Here is a 14,851-nt window from a genome sequence, read left to right as displayed (position 1 = left end):
TTATAGAAATAAGGAGATGAATGAATGGCGATTCATGAGGAATGTGGCGTGTTTGGAATCTTCGGCACTAAAAGGGAAAATGTTGCAAACATTGCTTATTATGGTTTATATGCACTACAGCATCGAGGCCAGGAGAGTTGTGGGATTGTTGTAAATGACGATGGTGTATTTTCATCATATAAGGATTTGGGACTTGTGAGTGAGGTGTTTTCGAAGGACACACTATCAAGTTTATTGAAAGGAAATATGGCGGTCGGTCATGTAAGATATGGAACAACAGGAGGAACTACCCGTAGTAATTCTCAACCTATTGAAGTAAATCATCAGAGGGGAAAAATGGCAATCGCACATAATGGGAATTTGAGTAATACATTAGAGCTTCGAGATAAATTAGAACTATCCGGTGCAATTTTTAATACCACAAGTGATACTGAGACAATTGCTTATGTTATTACAAGAGAAAGGCTTAAGGTTTCTAGTATAGAAGAAGCGGTAAGTAAAGCAATGAATTCTTTGGAAGGTGCTTATTCATTGGTGTTAATGTCTTCTACCAAATTAATTGCGGCAAGAGATCCACATGGTTTCAGACCGTTATGCTATGGTAAGATGATGGATGGGAGGTATGTAGTTGCTTCAGAGAGCTGTGCATTATCTGCAGTAGGAGCAGTCTTCATAAGAGATGTTCTCCCAGGAGAAATCGTTGTTTTTAGTGAGGAAAATGTCGTATCTCGAAAAGAACACTGCAATAAAGAAAAGAGAAAGACCTGTATCTTTGAATTTATTTACTTTGCCAGACCGGACTCTGTAATAGATGCTATTTCGGTATCATTGTCAAGGTGTAGAGCTGGGGAATTATTGGCAGAGAGTTATCCTGTAGATGCAGATGTTGTGATTGGAGTTCCCGATAGTGGCATGGAGGCAGCATTAGGTTATGCAAAAGCATCAAAAATACCATATGGAATCGGTTTAATAAAAAACAAATATATTGGTAGAACCTTTATTTCTCCGGGGCAGGATGAACGTCTAGATCAAGTAAGAATAAAATTAAGCCCCGTTAAAAATGTTATAGAAGGTAAAAGAGTTGTATTGATTGATGATTCCATTGTCAGAGGTACAACCAGTAAACGTATTGTGAAACTACTCAAAGATGCAGGCGCAAAGGAAATACATATGAGAATTTCCGCGCCGCCATTTTTACATCCCTGCTATTATGGCACAGATATTGATTCTGAAGAGAATCTGATTGCTTGTCATCATAACATACGGGAAATAGAGAAAATCATAGGTGTAGATTCTCTTGGATACTTACCGATTGAAAAATTAAGCAGGTTGGTAGAGGGAACTGAATATTGTGCAGCATGCTTTAATGGAGAGTATCCGACAAATATACCGAAGGATATTCGAAAAGATCGTTTTGAAAGAAAGTTATCAGAAAAAATCAGTTCCGGGTAGGGAAAGGAACAGTTTCCATTCATAACGAGGATTGCTGATATTGATACTGCGCAAATGCATGGTTTAGGAAATGACTACCTATACAATTATGGAGAATGAAAGCATTAATCAGAGTGGGAATCGGTTCTGATGGAATCATCACAATAACAGAATCTGGATTTATTTGGTTGAGATAAAACAGTTATAATCATGGAACCTGCTTATCTGGCCAGTGTAGATGCCGATGTTATTGTAGGCAATCGTATATTCAAAAGGTTATGCAGCTATTTTTACAGAGGAAGGACAGAAACAGATTCTTCATAACAATTTATAAGCAAGATTCAGCTTGTTTAATGAACGCATTGGATATGTTGGGGTTTTGATAGCATGAAGGTAAAAATGCATCATATTTTCTAATACATTTTTCTTATCTATTTAACTTAATGACATTGGGGCTTTAGCACATCTTTTTTGTGAAATGGCAGGAATGATTCTCGATAAAGCCTTCCTGTAATCAGCAAACTTCGTCCTTATGCAAGTAGGATGAAGTTTATTCTGTCGAACCTCCGGATGCTTTGTCGAATATCCCCAAAGGCAAATGAAAACGTGGTAAGATGATGGCCGGAGGGATGAAACATGAAACATCAGTATATTGACGGTATCCTTTACTTTTATTTTTACGGGGATCTGGATAACCTTACCGTTTGCAATCTCAAGCAGATCTGCATCGACCTGATAGAAAAATATCAGCCCAAAACGGTTAAGCTTGATTTTGAAGAGGTCACCTTTGTGGACAGCACCGGCATCGGCTTTGTCCTGGCACGCTACAAGCAGCTGCAAAAGCTGCATGCCCAGCTTATTTTATGCAATCTGTCCAGAGTCAACCAGACATTGTTCAAGATGTCCGGGATCTTTCAGATCATGAAACATGAGAGAAATGAGGTAAAGCTATGAATACGATGAAACTGGAATTTGTAAGCAGACTGGAGAACGAGGCATTTGCCAGAACGAGTGCAGTAGCTTTCCTGATGCCGCTGAATCTGGATATGGAAGCGATTATGGAAATCAAGACGATGCTGGCAGAGGCGATTGTCAATGCCATGATACACGGCTATGAGAGCAGAGAGAGCGGAACAATCGTATTGCAGATTTCCTATGATGAGGAATTTATACATATGACGGTACAGGATGAGGGCTGCGGCATCGATGATCTGCAGCTGGCAATGCAGCCATTATATACGAGCAAAAAGCATATGGAGCGAAGCGGTATGGGGATGACGATCATGCAGACCTTTGCGGATGATTTCCATATTGAATCGGAAAAGGGAAAGGGAACGCTTGTCACGATAAAGAAAAGAATCCATCATGGAAAAGACAGCGAGCAATGAGGAGCTGATTGAACGGATCCGATTGGGGGATGAAGACGCGAAAAGCTGCTTTGTTCAACAGAACAGCGCGCTTGTCTATTCGATTATCCGGCGATTTTCGCGACAGCGGATATCGAATGAGGATCTGTTTCAGATCGGCTGTGTCGGTCTGATGAAGGCATTGAATAATTTCGATACCAGCTATGAGGTGAAATTCTCCACCTATGCCGTCCCTATTATCATGGGAGAAATCAAGCGATTTTTCCGTGATGACGGCAGTATCCGTATTTCCCGCAGCCTGAAGGAGGGCTATCTGCAAATGGTGAAAGCCAAGGAGGTTTTATTGCAGAAGCTGAACCATGAGCCGACCTATCAGGAGATTGCCGATGCGATGGAGCTGGATGTGGCAGATGTCATACTGGCATTTGAAGCGAATCAGTTCATCTATTCACTGGATGAAACGATTTATGAAAATGACGGCTCTCCGATTTTGCTGGAGGACAAGGTGTCTAACAAAAAGGAGGAGGATGTCGTCATGAAGGTTTCCCTGCGTGATGAAATTCAGAAGCTGGATCAGCGGGAACAGCTGCTGCTGCATTACCGCTATGATCTTTCCATGAAGCAGGAGGAGATCGCGCGAAAGCTGAATATTTCTCAGGTCCAGGTCAGTCGGCTGGAAAAAAAGATCATTAAGAAGCTGAAGGAGCGTCTGGCAGTTGCCTGATGCTTTTTTGTGCTGTCTGCTTCCTGTCATGCACAGCATACGCTTTTTGAATATCACCTGTATAAGGATATGCCGTTAAGGCGTTCAGAGTGTGATGAAAGCAATATAAGCGAACAGGTCTTTTCGGATCATCACCTCCCGCAGGAAATCAGCAGCATCGTACGGCTTTATTTCAAAGCGATGCTTGTTGTTTTTTTCACTGCTTTGCCTTCGTCAATGCGCTCATACATACCATAAGCGAATGATGAGTATCCTGCGCTTGGCATCACCTGTTTCTCATCATACAGATAGATGTATGCGCTGCTGAGGGAATACAAACGCTGAAGTGCACTCCTGCCTGTGTCATCTGCCGCCTTCTTGTACCGTGTGAAAAAACATGCTATAATATGGGTTCGAGAAAAGAATGGATGTGTAACTATGCCGTTATCAGAATTTTACCTGATGAATGACGAGCAGATTGCTTCTCTGCATACGCAGCTCGCAGAAAATTTTTACGACGACGACTTATATAAGACGGTATTTATGGATGACAGAACACGATTAAAAACCTTGCGCTACCTGTTTCGCCACTATGTAAAGGCATTGCAGCCGTATTGCCATTTTCTGGCGGATAGTGCGGAATGCAGAAGTGTCATGGTCGTATGGGATTCCACTCTGGAGCGACCGCTGCAATATCACCTGCAGCTGCTCTGGCTGAATTTGAAAATGATTCCCATGCTGGCAGGGCTGCGGTCTGTGAAAAGTATCCGGCATGTTATTGAATGCTGGGATATGTTTACGAGTCGCTGGATTCAGGAATTCGTACAGGGGGAGTATCTGCATCTGGATTTGTTTTTTACAAAAAAAGAGTATCGTGGAACCGGCATTGGCTCCACCATGCTGAGCGCACTGCTTGCGCATGCACAGGAAATCGGGAAGGATGTCACGATGGAAACGCATCATGCGGAAAACCTTTCTCTTTATTATAAGGCAGGCTTTGTGCTGATGAGTGAAATCACGCATCCCGATCATGACATCCATCAATATAATCTTATGCGAAAATGCATCAGAGAGGAGAATCTGAATGAACAGTAAACATCGTGTGCAGAATTTCTGGAATTATTTTCTGACGATTCAGCAGCCGCTGGAAACCGCTTTGCGTGAGCAGGACCGTCACGAATATGAGCATCTGCTCAATGATATCAACGAACAGCTGAAGTCTGTATGCGGCTGTAAGCTGGAAGTGGAAATGAGTGAAACCGGCTTTTTTGAAATGACATTTGTGACCGGTGGAGATAAAACAGCTCAGCTGTGCAGTGCGTTGCTAAAAAAGGATGCTCCCCAGCAGCTCAGTGAAAACTGGATCATCAATGCCTTTCGTCCGCCGTTGAGTGAGCGGGCGCTGAACAGCTATCTGCAGCTGAACGGACAAACGGTTCGCGGTGCGGATTTCAAGGTGTATTATACGATTGAAGAGGAATCCAAGACAGTGGAGCTGAAGGTTTACTGTGCGGCGTTACAGGGGCTGGAGGAAGCAAACAAGGAAAGCATTGTCGCTTATATGCTCGAGCTGTTTATCGGAGAGCTGGAATTTGAAGCACGGATTTCCCACGTGGAACTACTGGATGAGGAAATCGATGAGGAAAATGTCTGTCTGCTGCCGAATCTGTATGAGGATCTTTGCGATATTATCGTCGATCAGGAATGGATGGAATATCATGATCCCTTATCCATCTATATGGCCTATAAGCTGGATGAAAAGCCGGTCAGTGAAACCCTGCGCCGGGATATGAAGCTGATTGTCACCACCAATCCGCAGCTGCAGGAGGAGGTTCTGAATAAGGAATATATGACCTGCAAGGATTTTGCCGATAAGGGCGGAGAATACGGCTATCTGTATTATGAAAAGCTGTATGAGGATGAAAAGGAAGCGCTTGTCCGCCAGCAGCTGGAAAAAGAAATCAATGATCTATTGTATCCGATGTCCATTGCACGCACGATGGGTGGTGCTATCGGTATCTATTATTCCTATATTGATCTGGCGGTTTTTGACCGTGACGGCTTTGCAATCGCGCTGGAGAAAATCAATGAAAAAATGAAGTTTAAAATTTATTATCATTCCTTTTTGGAAGACTAGGTCCCATAGGGGCCTTTTTTGAAATGTTTTATATCGTATTGTACAGCACAGCCGCCTGCGGCTCAAGAGGTTTGGATGCTGCAGGCCGTTAAGGATGAAAAGCACAGGGAAGCGATAGCCGCAGAATCTGGTCCTCAGGCACGCCTGCGTGACATCGCTGCTTTTTCAGCTCGCAAACAGGACGGCTTGCTGCTTGCTATTCGCGCTTAGCCGCAAGTACCGTCGTATTTTCTTAACATAAAACAGAGCCTGCTTCCATATACTGGTAACAGGTGATCGTATGTTTACAACAATATTTGAAGTGCTTTCCAATGCGTTATGCTATGTGGGCTACATCCGCAGCAACTCCTTTCAGCAGCCGCTGGACAAGGAGGAGGAGGCGCGCTGCATCTCCCTGCTGAGCGAGCGAGATGAGGAAGCCAGAAACAAGCTGATTGAACACAATCTGCGTCTGGTTGCTCACATCGTAAAGAAATATGATATCAAAAAGGAACAAACGGAGGATCTGATCAGCATCGGTACCATCGGACTCATCAAGGCGGTAGATTCCTTCAAGCCGGAAAAGGGGCATAAGCTGACAACCTATGCCTCTAAATGTATTGAAAATGAAATTCTGATGTATTTGCGCAGCAGTAAAAATTACTTTCAAAACGTTTCATTGAATGAACCGATTGCCACAGACAAGGATGGCAGTGAGATAACACTGATTGATGCCATTTCCTCGCCGGAGGACAGTAGCATTATCGATGATATGATCGTGGAGGATAACATTGCACGATTAAAGCGCTATATCCATGTTCTGGATGCAAGAGAGCTTGAAATCATCACCAAGCGTTTCGGATTATACGGGCAGGAGGAAGAAACACAGCGGGAAATTGCCAGACAGCTGCATATCTCACGCTCCTATGTATCCCGTATTGAAAAGCGTGCCTTCATGAAAATCTATCGGGAATTTCAAAAGGAAGAAAAGCGCAAGGAGCGTCAGCGTCAAAATAGGGAAAAGGAATAGGTCAGACCAGCAGCTGCTGGTCTTTTCTGTGTTAAAGGATATGGGATACAGGTGCAGTTAGCTGCAGGAGACAGACTGTTGATCAGCGCATAGCGGTGCCTGTATGCAAGCTGCCCTGTGCAGTGCAGCTTATGGTCTGAAGGAAGCAGGCAGCGAGAAAAAGCAATGCCTGTGTGCATCGCTTGTTTTCTGAGATGGGATTTGTTTTCTATTTGCTCAGCAGATATGCATATAGCAGCTGAGCCGTCTGCACAACGCTTTGTATATGACAGCGCTCCATGCCGTGAGATGCAAAGCAGCCCATACCGAATGCTGCAGCATACACATTATTTCCTGCGCGTATCGCTGCACTGGCATCGGTGCCGTAGTGATAAAATACATCCACGCTGTAATCCAGCTTCGCTTCCTTGGCAAGGCGAATCAGCTTCGTTGTCAGTGCTCTATCATAAGGGGTATAGTTATCCTTTGCACAGATGCTTACCTTCGTTTCGCTGCCGCAGTAGTCCGGACCGATCAAACCGATGTCCAAAGCGACATACTCGCTGACCTCCTGTGGCAGATAGGCGCCGCCATGTCCGATTTCCTCATATAGCGGAAAGGCGAACAACGTGGTATACTGCGGCTTTCTGCCGGTTTTTTGTAAGTCCTCCAGCACAGCGAACACAGCTGCCACTGCCGCCTTGTCATCGATGAAGCGGGATTTGATGAAGCCGCTTTTTGTATACTGATAATCCGGATCGATGGAAATGATATCCCCGTGCTCGATTCCCAGAGCGCGCACCTCATCACTGCTGTGTACCAGCTCATCCAGTATGACCATCATATTGGATTCCTCGCGAACGGCGCTTCTCGCATCATCAAATACATGCGTGGAATGAGACGTACAGGCCAACAGACCGGTAATCGTGTTTCCTTCCCGTGTATGCACCTGAACGCTGCAGCCTTCAATATTGTTATAATTGATGCCTCCCAGATTACGCAAAGCCAGTGTTCCGTTATCGTTGATGTGGCGAACCATCAGACCGATGGTATCCAGGTGAGCACCGACACAAACCGTTTTTGTGGTGTCCTCGCCCTCTACCTGAATATAAGCGGTGCGCTTGCGATCGTATGTCAGCGTATACCCATACTGCTTTGCAAGGCGTTCCATCAACGGATGAATTTCCTCATAATAGCTGACCGGACTCGGCGTTTCAATCAGCGTCCTTGTCAATGCCGCGATTGTTGTTTCTTCTACATGATATTCCATGATATGCCTCCTTAAACGTTTTTATTGTATCAGGACAGCCTCCTTTTCACAATCATTTCCAATCGTTTTTAATGCATTTCTGCTAAGGAGGGATATGATAAGGGAGGCGATACAGGCAAACAGTATCAGAAGATCGACGCGTTCTGCAAAGGTCTCCAGCAGAATGCCGTACAGGGACTGACCAATCGGGTAGGAGCACATCACCACCATGGTGACCATGGATGCCACCTTACCCAGTAGATGATTCGGTGTGGATTTTTGCAGGAAGGTCTGGGCATAGATATTGAATAGAGCCGCAAACAGCATGATGCAGATGCTGGATACAAAGATGCAGCCATATGCGATATATACGGGGGTCTTTAAGAATAAAACCAGTGCCATTGGAAGCAGAAACAGACTGCCGCTCAATAGAAAGCGCCATGCCCCTGACATATCCACCCGCTTTAAAAAGAACGGAAGTGCAATGCTGCCGGCAATGGAGCCGATACCGGTTGCGGCTTCCAGCCAGCCGTAAAAGGTTGGCGGCAGCTGCAGGGTGATATTGGAAATCACAGGAAGACCGACAGTGATAAAGCTGGAAAGCACCAGATTCAATGCCGCTAAGAGCAGTAACAGATGAATGAGGGTCGGATTATCATGCCGCAGAAAATGCAGGCTCTGGCGACTGTCATTTCGTATAATAGAGAGCATGGAGCCATTTGCCTCCACGCGCTGAAAGGGGATGCGCATGATGCATTCCAGGATAGCGGAAAGAAAGAAGGCGGTCGCAGCGATATTCAGCAGCAGAGAAAACGGCAGGAAGGAAAACAGAAAGCCGCCCAGAATAGGCCCGAGCAGTGCGGCAAGTGCATTGATCTGTACAACGATGCCGTTTGCCTGCATCAGCTGTTCCTCAGAAACAAGCAGGGGAATGCTTGCCTGTACGGAGGGCTGATAAAACGCCTGTATGATGGACAGGGATATCATGAGAATGGCAACCAGTACGACGCTGAAGCCCTGTGCGCTCACCATGGAAAAGCCGAAGATGAGAAAGGACGTCAGAAAATCCAGACCGAGCATGATGCTTCTTCTGCTTACGCGATCTGCCAGAATACCGCCGAAGGGGGAAAGCAGAATGGTAGGTAGAATGGAGACTGCCAGAATGGTGGCGAATATGGATGCACTGCCGGTAACCTGCAATACATAGAGGGATAAGGAGAAACGCAGAATTGCGTTGCCGAACAGGGAAATGATCTGTCCGATGATCATGAGTATAAAATTACGATTGTATGCCTTCATAAGGGAACATCCTTTCTTCATGATACCAAACGACGGTATGTATAATGATTAAGAGAAACTACCCGTCAGGGTAGCTCATGCATGGATTGTGCAAGGATACGGAAATAGCTTGTCAGCTCCTGCTCCAGAGGGTCATCGATGACCGGTATGCCCATGGAATCACACAGCGTGCGAAAGTAGGCAACCTTCGTTGGAATCGCATCCAGCTCCTTTAAGACGATAGGGGAGCAGATCCAGTAATTCAACAGCAGCATCAGCACCTGTGCGGCACAAAGCGGATCCTGACTGCGTATACTGCCATCTGCCATCCCCTCCTGCAAAATGCGTTCCACGATTTGCGAATTGACACTTAAATTCTCAGCCATACCGCTCATGAAGATTTTCGGATTCTTCCAAAGATTTATGGATATGGTGTCGATCTGCTGCTTCTCTTCATTTTGAATCTGCCGGTAAATGATGGCGCGCAGCTTTTCAATACCGGTTTTATCACTGGCATTTCGCAGCAGCTCCATCTGGGTATCATTGTGATAGCAGCGCTCACTCAATGCTTCGATAATTTCATCCTTGGATTTAAAGTGATGATAGATGGCGCCCTTGCTCATACCGAGGGCATTGACGATGTCCTGTATCGTTGTTTTCTCATAGCCCTTCTCATTGAAGAGTGCCAGAGAAACCTCCAGAATTTTCTCCACGGTTCTCTGCGGGTATTTATTGCGTGCCATAGCTCCTCCTTTATCATACATACGTTTGGTATGTATACATCCTACCATATCCGGCAGGAGTTGTAAAGCACGCGTGTGAAAAATCAGTTTGAAGTGAGAGGGAAATATGATAAAATAGATATGGTTTATGCGAAAGATAGGAGAAATGAGGATGTTGAAGCTGTTTACTCCCGATTATTATATCCATAGCTTTTCGGCGCTGCGCCCAGAGTATCTGTTAAAGCGTGGTATCCGTCTGCTCGTCTGTGATATCGATAATACACTGGTACCGCATGATGTGGCGGTGCCCGATGAAAAGGCTGTACAGTTTATTCGCGGTATGCAGGAGGCGGGGATTCGGGTCGTATTTATCAGTAATAATGTGGAGGAGCGCGTTGAAACCTTTGCGAAGGGACTGCAGGCGGACTGTTATCCGTTTGCCATGAAGCCTCTGCCGAAAACCTACCGGAGAATGCTGAAGGAACAGGGTGTTGATAAGAAGGAGGTCGCTGTGGTCGGGGACCAGCTGATGACGGATATTCTGGGAGCCAATCTAGTGGGGCTGCATACGGTTCTGACAGCACCTGTCGTGACCAGGGATTTGTCATTCACAAAGTTTAATCGGGTTTTTGAAAATATCGTATTTAAGCTGCTGCGCAAGACCGGGCGGCTTCGTAAAGGAGAGTTTGATGAGTAATAAAATATGTAAGGGCTGCGGTGTCGTTTTGCAGAGCAAAGATGCCGCCGCAATCGGATATACACCGAAAATGGAGGCAGACTATTGTCAGCGCTGTTTCCGTATCCGGCATTATGATGATGTGGTCATCAGTATGAAGCAGGGAATCGACAGTGATGCTGTATTGCAAAAGATCAATGCCATGGATGCGCTTGTAGTCTGGGTGGTCGATCTGTTTGATTTTGAATCCAATCTGCTGCCGGGAATCAACCGCCATCTGCTGGGCAAGGATATCCTTATGGTGGCAACCAAGCGTGATCTGCTGCCGGCAACCCTGGGCAATGAGAAGCTTTCACAGTTTTTGCTGCGCCGATTAAAGGAAGAGGGAATCTGTGTACAGGGAATCGTGGTCTGCGGGGATTTGGCTGAGCATGCACGGCGTGAGGATAATGCATCTGTCGATGAGGTGTGTGCGGCAATCGCCCATTACCGTCAGGGGCGCGACGTCGTTGTCATGGGCATGGCGAATGCCGGAAAGAGCACTCTTTTGAATGCAATCTGTGATGGCGTTGATCTGACTACCTCACGTCATCCGGGTACTACACTGGATTTCAATTCCATAGCGATGGAGGGCTATCAGCTCTATGATACACCGGGATTAACTCGTATGGATTCCCTGCTGACGCACGTGGATGACCGTTTGCTGAAAACGGTGATTCCCTTAAAGCCCTTAAAGGCCAGAGGCTATCAGCTGAAGGGCAGTCAGACACTGTCGCTGGGCGGTCTTGTCCGACTGGATCTGATTGGCTGTGAACAGGTCAGCTGTGTTGCCTATTTTTCGGAAAGGCTGCCGCTGCATCGCAGCAAGCAGGAAAAAGCGGATGAACTGTGGGCACAGCATTATGATGAACTCCTTTCTCCGGTGATTGGAGAAAGAGGGCAGATGAAAAAATTTTCATATGGACATGTGCAGGAGCACAAGCTGGATGTCGTGATCCATGGCTTAGGCTGGTTCTGTATCAGCGGGAATGTGGCTGGCCTGCATGTCTATGTGGCACAACAGGGCAATGTAACGTTTAGAAAGGCGATGATATAATGTTGACAGGAAAACAGAAAAGTGAACTGCGTGGGATTGCGCAGACAAGAAAACCGCTCTTCCAGATGGGGAAGGATGCTGTCAGTGAAAATCTGATCAAGACGATATCCGATTCTCTGGAAGCGCATGAGCTGGTCAAGGTGTCTCTTTTAAAGACCTGTGCGATAACGGCTAACGAGGCTGCCGTTACCATCAGTGCGGCAACACACAGCGAGGTGGTACAGGTGATCGGACGTACCTTTACGCTGTATCGGCGAAGCAAGAAAAACAAGCTGGGGTTATAGGATATGCGGATCGCGGTACTGGGCGGAGCCTTTGATCCGATACATAACGGACATCTGCAGATTGCAAAGCAGGCATTAAAGCAGCTACACGTGGATGAGGTATGGTTTATGCCGAGTGCAGCAACGCCGTTAAAGCAGGAGCAGGCTGCCTCCTTTTCAAAGCGGGCGGCTATGGTAGCTCTTGCAATCAAGCCATATCGTCATATGAAGCTGTGTACGCTGGAGCATGAGCTAAAGGGTATCTCCTATACCATACGTACGGTGAAGGAGCTGAAAAAGCGCTATCCAATGCATTCCTTCTGCTGGCTGATCGGGGATGATCAGGCAAGGCAGTTCGACCGATGGAAAGACAGCGAGGAGTTGAAGAAACTGCTGCCCTTTTATGTGTTTTCAAGAGAGCAGCATGCTGAAGCGCTGCCCGCTGGTCTTCAGCGTGTCGTCATGCAGCTGATTCCGGTATCCAGCAGCGAAATCCGTAAGGGACATAAGCTGTATCAGGTGCCGGAAGCTGTCCGTGCATTTATGGGGGCACATGCGCTGTATCTGGAAAGCATGGTGAAGGAGCAGATGAATGAACACCGCTATCTTCACAGTCAATCGGTTGCACAGCTGTGTGTCGAACTGGCGCAGGCTCATGGTCTGGATGCTAAGGCTGCCTATATTATGGGAATTGCACACGATGTATGCAAGCAGCTTCCATACGAAAAGGCGAAGGCATGGATGCATGCACATATGCCGGATCACCTGGAGGAAGCGGCCGCTATATGGCATGGCTATATCGGAGCGGATTATGTGAATAAGGTTTTTCATATTCGTGACCGGCGGATTCTGCAGGCGATCTATCATCATGTGAAGGGAAGAAACCGAACGGATTATGATCGTATTCTGTTTATCGCAGACAAGCTGGACCCATCGCGCGGCTATGATTCCAGCAGGGAAATTGAAATCAGCAGGAAAAGCCTGCGGGAGGGCTATCGTGTTGTGAAACAGCAGCAGGAGGCTTATTTAAAAAAAGAAGGCACATTGAAATAAGGTAAGGAGCTACTATATGGATGAATTATTGAGCATTGTACAAAAGGCAGTCGATGAAAAGAAGGGGGAACGCCCACTGCTGTATGATTTTCGCGAGCTGAATCCCTTCATTGATCACGTTGTCATCTGCAGTGCGCCAAGTGTACGGCAGACACATGCGATTGCCGATAATATCAAGGATCGGGTTCGTGAAAACGGCTACGAGATTCGTGCGATGGAAGGAAACAGTGAATCTCGCTGGGTGCTGGTCGATTTAAACAGTATCGTCGTTCATGTATTCATGAATGAGGAGCGTGACCATTTCCAGCTGGAGAAGCTGTATGCCGATCTGCCGCATGAGGACTTTTCATTATGATGTATGAGCTTCTGGCACATGTCTATGATGCGCTGGTAAAGGATGATGAGGCGACTGCCTGCTGGGTGGAGCTGATCAAGGCGCATATCAAGGGAACAGAGCTGCTGGAGCTGGCCTGCGGGAGCGGAGAAATTACCATCGCTCTGGCACAGGAGGGCTATCACGTTGCTGCGAGTGATCTTTCTGCTGCCATGATCGAGGAAGCAAAAAAGAAGCGCGGCAGTGAACAGGTGACATGGAGTGTCATGGACATGTGTGATCTGCATATGGATAAAAGCTATGATGGTATCCTTTGTCTGTGCGACAGCTTCAATTATCTATTAAAGGACGAGCAGGTGCGTGCGTTATTTCAGGGCGCCTATCAGCATCTGCGCGATCACGGTGTTTTTCTTGTGGATATGCACTCCATGGATCGTCTGGAGGAATTTGCAGAGGAATACAATGAAGCAGGTCATGTTAAGAATCTGGAATACCAGTGGACCATCACCAGTGAGGATGACCGAATTTATCAGAACTTTGCTTTTTATGACAGCGAAGGCCGTGTGACACTGGAACAGCATGAGCAAAGAGTTTATGAGCCCGCCTGGATTCTTGCGGAATTAAAAAACGCCGGCTTTCAGGTGGAGGTTTATACGGATTTCACACAGGCGGGAATCTGTGAGGGAGAAAAGCAGTTTTATATCTGCACGAAAGCAGGAGGTACACAATGATAGCAGTTATCGCAGCAATGGATAAGGAAGTGGATGCGATCGTATCCATTATGGAAAATCATGAGCATCTGATTCAAAGCGGTATCGACTTTGATAAGGGAACACTGGCCGGCAAGGAGCTGCTTGTGATGAAAAGCGGTGTCGGCAAAGGAAATGCCAGTATGGCAACGACGATTCTGCTGGAGCATTTTTCGATTGATTGTATCGTCAATATCGGGACAGCCGGGGGTCTGATGCCGCAGCAGAGCATTCTGGATGCCGTTATCAGTACACAGGTCGTTCAGCATGATTATGATACGAGTCCTGTGGATGGAGCAGAGGGAATCGGTCTGTATTTTGAAGCGGATCAAGACCTTGGAGATATCTGTGAACAGGCCTTAAAGCAGCTGGGAGTAGTGGTGCATCGCGGTTTGGTGGCAAGCGGAGATCAGTTCATTGCACAGGAAGCGCAGCTGCAGCGGCTGAACGAGCTGTTTCCGGAAGCGATTTGTGCGGAGATGGAAGCCGGTGCGATTGCACAGGTGTGTGCGCACTATCACATTCCCTTTGTTGTACTGCGCTCACTTTCCGATGTTGCCCATCAAAAGGATTCCCACATGGATTTCATGACCTATGTAAAGCATGCCTCCTCACGCAGTGCAAGCTTTTGCAGGGAGCTGATGAAGCGCATGGCATAAGACGGAAAAACCCGTCTTTTTTCTTACAATTTTATCCGGCACATGGGCAGGGATAGCGAATTCTGGTATAATGATAAGGTCGGCGGGAAAAGCAGCTGTTTTGGGAAACTGAGAGGGTTTTTCAAGACAAATCCTCTGAAATTGTG

The 14,851-nt window shown here is 46.5% G+C and carries 18 protein-coding genes; 15 read left to right on the top strand and 3 right to left on the bottom strand.

The genetic code is table 11. From position 1 onward, the window contains the following. Positions 1–24 precede the first annotated feature (24 nt). From purF to sigK, 8 genes are all read left to right on the top strand, one after another. Entirely contained in the window at positions 25–1,452 is a 1,428-nt protein-coding gene (gene purF / locus NE665_RS01345) for an amidophosphoribosyltransferase (RefSeq protein ID WP_117441467.1), read from the top strand. Positions 1,453–2,067: 615 nt separating this feature from the next. Further along, positions 2,068–2,385: an anti-sigma factor antagonist gene (locus NE665_RS01340; protein ID WP_002608860.1), complete on the top strand. Its 318-nt coding sequence runs from the start codon at positions 2,068–2,070 to the stop codon at positions 2,383–2,385. Further along, on the top strand, positions 2,382–2,819 hold the full coding sequence (spoIIAB, locus tag NE665_RS01335) for an anti-sigma F factor (RefSeq protein WP_044904946.1): 438 nt from the start codon (positions 2,382–2,384) through the stop codon (positions 2,817–2,819). Before NE665_RS01340 ends, spoIIAB begins: the two co-directional genes overlap by 4 nt. Continuing rightward, entirely contained in the window at positions 2,797–3,522 is a 726-nt protein-coding gene (locus tag NE665_RS01330; protein ID WP_117441468.1) for a sigma-70 family RNA polymerase sigma factor, read from the top strand. The genes spoIIAB and NE665_RS01330 overlap by 23 nt, the downstream gene beginning before the upstream one ends. Positions 3,523–3,939: 417 nt before the next feature. Then, positions 3,940–4,596 carry a GNAT family N-acetyltransferase gene (locus tag NE665_RS01325; RefSeq protein ID WP_117441469.1) on the top strand — a complete coding sequence of 219 codons (657 nt, stop codon included), beginning with the start codon at positions 3,940–3,942 and terminating at the stop codon, positions 4,594–4,596. After that, positions 4,586–5,638 carry a hypothetical protein gene (locus NE665_RS01320; RefSeq protein WP_233104491.1) on the top strand — a complete coding sequence of 351 codons (1,053 nt, stop codon included), beginning with the start codon at positions 4,586–4,588 and terminating at the stop codon, positions 5,636–5,638. The genes NE665_RS01325 and NE665_RS01320 overlap by 11 nt, the downstream gene beginning before the upstream one ends. Before the next feature lie 18 nt (positions 5,639–5,656). Then, complete coding sequence (locus NE665_RS01315) at positions 5,657–5,848, top strand: hypothetical protein (RefSeq protein WP_233104937.1); 192 nt, start codon at positions 5,657–5,659, stop codon at positions 5,846–5,848. 70 nt (positions 5,849–5,918) lie between these two features. Continuing rightward, entirely contained in the window at positions 5,919–6,647 is a 729-nt protein-coding gene (gene sigK, locus NE665_RS01310; RefSeq protein ID WP_117441471.1) for an RNA polymerase sporulation sigma factor SigK, read from the top strand. 208 nt (positions 6,648–6,855) lie between these two features. On the opposite strand, the gene NE665_RS01305 is transcribed toward sigK, so the two are convergent. From NE665_RS01305 to NE665_RS01295, 3 genes are all read right to left on the bottom strand, one after another. Next, positions 6,856–7,896 (bottom strand): M20/M25/M40 family metallo-hydrolase, encoded by a 1,041-nt coding sequence (locus tag NE665_RS01305; RefSeq protein ID WP_117441472.1) that lies wholly within the window; start codon positions 7,894–7,896, stop codon positions 6,856–6,858. Between the two features lie 21 nt (positions 7,897–7,917). Further along, positions 7,918–9,174 (bottom strand): MFS transporter, encoded by a 1,257-nt coding sequence (locus NE665_RS01300; RefSeq protein WP_117441473.1) that lies wholly within the window; start codon positions 9,172–9,174, stop codon positions 7,918–7,920. 65 nt (positions 9,175–9,239) lie between these two features. Then, positions 9,240–9,896 (bottom strand): TetR/AcrR family transcriptional regulator, encoded by a 657-nt coding sequence (locus NE665_RS01295; protein WP_117441474.1) that lies wholly within the window; start codon positions 9,894–9,896, stop codon positions 9,240–9,242. 151 nt (positions 9,897–10,047) lie between these two features. Between NE665_RS01295 and NE665_RS01290 the strand changes: the two genes are divergently transcribed. From NE665_RS01290 to NE665_RS01260, 7 genes are read left to right on the top strand one after another with little or no spacing between them, the layout of a single operon-like run. Beyond that, entirely contained in the window at positions 10,048–10,572 is a 525-nt protein-coding gene (locus tag NE665_RS01290; protein WP_117441475.1) for a YqeG family HAD IIIA-type phosphatase, read from the top strand. After that, entirely contained in the window at positions 10,565–11,647 is a 1,083-nt protein-coding gene (locus NE665_RS01285; protein WP_117441476.1) for a GTPase, read from the top strand. Before NE665_RS01290 ends, NE665_RS01285 begins: the two co-directional genes overlap by 8 nt. Beyond that, entirely contained in the window at positions 11,647–11,931 is a 285-nt protein-coding gene (gene yhbY, locus NE665_RS01280) for a ribosome assembly RNA-binding protein YhbY (protein ID WP_117441477.1), read from the top strand. Before NE665_RS01285 ends, yhbY begins: the two co-directional genes overlap by 1 nt. Before the next feature lie 3 nt (positions 11,932–11,934). After that, positions 11,935–12,963: a nicotinate (nicotinamide) nucleotide adenylyltransferase gene (gene nadD, locus NE665_RS01275; RefSeq protein WP_117441478.1), complete on the top strand. Its 1,029-nt coding sequence runs from the start codon at positions 11,935–11,937 to the stop codon at positions 12,961–12,963. Positions 12,964–12,979: 16 nt separating this feature from the next. After that, on the top strand, positions 12,980–13,318 hold the full coding sequence (rsfS, locus tag NE665_RS01270) for a ribosome silencing factor (protein WP_002608873.1): 339 nt from the start codon (positions 12,980–12,982) through the stop codon (positions 13,316–13,318). Then, positions 13,315–14,028: a class I SAM-dependent methyltransferase gene (locus NE665_RS01265; protein ID WP_117441479.1), complete on the top strand. Its 714-nt coding sequence runs from the start codon at positions 13,315–13,317 to the stop codon at positions 14,026–14,028. Before rsfS ends, NE665_RS01265 begins: the two co-directional genes overlap by 4 nt. Next, positions 14,025–14,705 (top strand): 5'-methylthioadenosine/adenosylhomocysteine nucleosidase, encoded by a 681-nt coding sequence (locus NE665_RS01260; RefSeq protein ID WP_117441480.1) that lies wholly within the window; start codon positions 14,025–14,027, stop codon positions 14,703–14,705. Before NE665_RS01265 ends, NE665_RS01260 begins: the two co-directional genes overlap by 4 nt. Positions 14,706–14,851 lie beyond the last annotated feature (146 nt).

The sequence above is a fragment of the Clostridium sp. DFI.1.208 genome (assembly GCF_024463855.1).
Lineage (GTDB): Bacteria > Bacillota_I > Bacilli_A > Erysipelotrichales > Erysipelotrichaceae > Clostridium_AQ.
The sequence above is the reverse complement of the archived record's forward strand: the minus strand, read 5'-3'. Positions and strand labels throughout refer to the sequence as shown.

What these genes read in the sequence shown, in the direction of transcription:
- purF (WP_117441467.1), top strand. Translation starts at nt 25, where the DNA reads ATGGCGATTCATGAGGAATGTGGCGTGTTTGGAATCTTCGGCACTAAA.
- NE665_RS01340 (WP_002608860.1), top strand. Translation starts at nt 2,068, where the DNA reads ATGAAACATCAGTATATTGACGGTATCCTTTACTTTTATTTTTACGGG.
- spoIIAB (WP_044904946.1), top strand. Translation starts at nt 2,382, where the DNA reads ATGAATACGATGAAACTGGAATTTGTAAGCAGACTGGAGAACGAGGCA.
- NE665_RS01330 (WP_117441468.1), top strand. Translation starts at nt 2,797, where the DNA reads ATGGAAAAGACAGCGAGCAATGAGGAGCTGATTGAACGGATCCGATTG.
- NE665_RS01325 (WP_117441469.1), top strand. Translation starts at nt 3,940, where the DNA reads ATGCCGTTATCAGAATTTTACCTGATGAATGACGAGCAGATTGCTTCT.
- NE665_RS01320 (WP_233104491.1), top strand. Translation starts at nt 4,586, where the DNA reads ATGAACAGTAAACATCGTGTGCAGAATTTCTGGAATTATTTTCTGACG.
- sigK (WP_117441471.1), top strand. Translation starts at nt 5,919, where the DNA reads ATGTTTACAACAATATTTGAAGTGCTTTCCAATGCGTTATGCTATGTG.
- NE665_RS01305 (WP_117441472.1), bottom strand. Translation starts at nt 7,896, where the DNA reads ATGGAATATCATGTAGAAGAAACAACAATCGCGGCATTGACAAGGACG.
- NE665_RS01300 (WP_117441473.1), bottom strand. Translation starts at nt 9,174, where the DNA reads ATGAAGGCATACAATCGTAATTTTATACTCATGATCATCGGACAGATC.
- NE665_RS01295 (WP_117441474.1), bottom strand. Translation starts at nt 9,896, where the DNA reads ATGGCACGCAATAAATACCCGCAGAGAACCGTGGAGAAAATTCTGGAG.
- NE665_RS01290 (WP_117441475.1), top strand. Translation starts at nt 10,048, where the DNA reads ATGTTGAAGCTGTTTACTCCCGATTATTATATCCATAGCTTTTCGGCG.
- NE665_RS01285 (WP_117441476.1), top strand. Translation starts at nt 10,565, where the DNA reads ATGAGTAATAAAATATGTAAGGGCTGCGGTGTCGTTTTGCAGAGCAAA.
- yhbY (WP_117441477.1), top strand. Translation starts at nt 11,647, where the DNA reads ATGTTGACAGGAAAACAGAAAAGTGAACTGCGTGGGATTGCGCAGACA.
- nadD (WP_117441478.1), top strand. Translation starts at nt 11,935, where the DNA reads ATGCGGATCGCGGTACTGGGCGGAGCCTTTGATCCGATACATAACGGA.
- rsfS (WP_002608873.1), top strand. Translation starts at nt 12,980, where the DNA reads ATGGATGAATTATTGAGCATTGTACAAAAGGCAGTCGATGAAAAGAAG.
- NE665_RS01265 (WP_117441479.1), top strand. Translation starts at nt 13,315, where the DNA reads ATGATGTATGAGCTTCTGGCACATGTCTATGATGCGCTGGTAAAGGAT.
- NE665_RS01260 (WP_117441480.1), top strand. Translation starts at nt 14,025, where the DNA reads ATGATAGCAGTTATCGCAGCAATGGATAAGGAAGTGGATGCGATCGTA.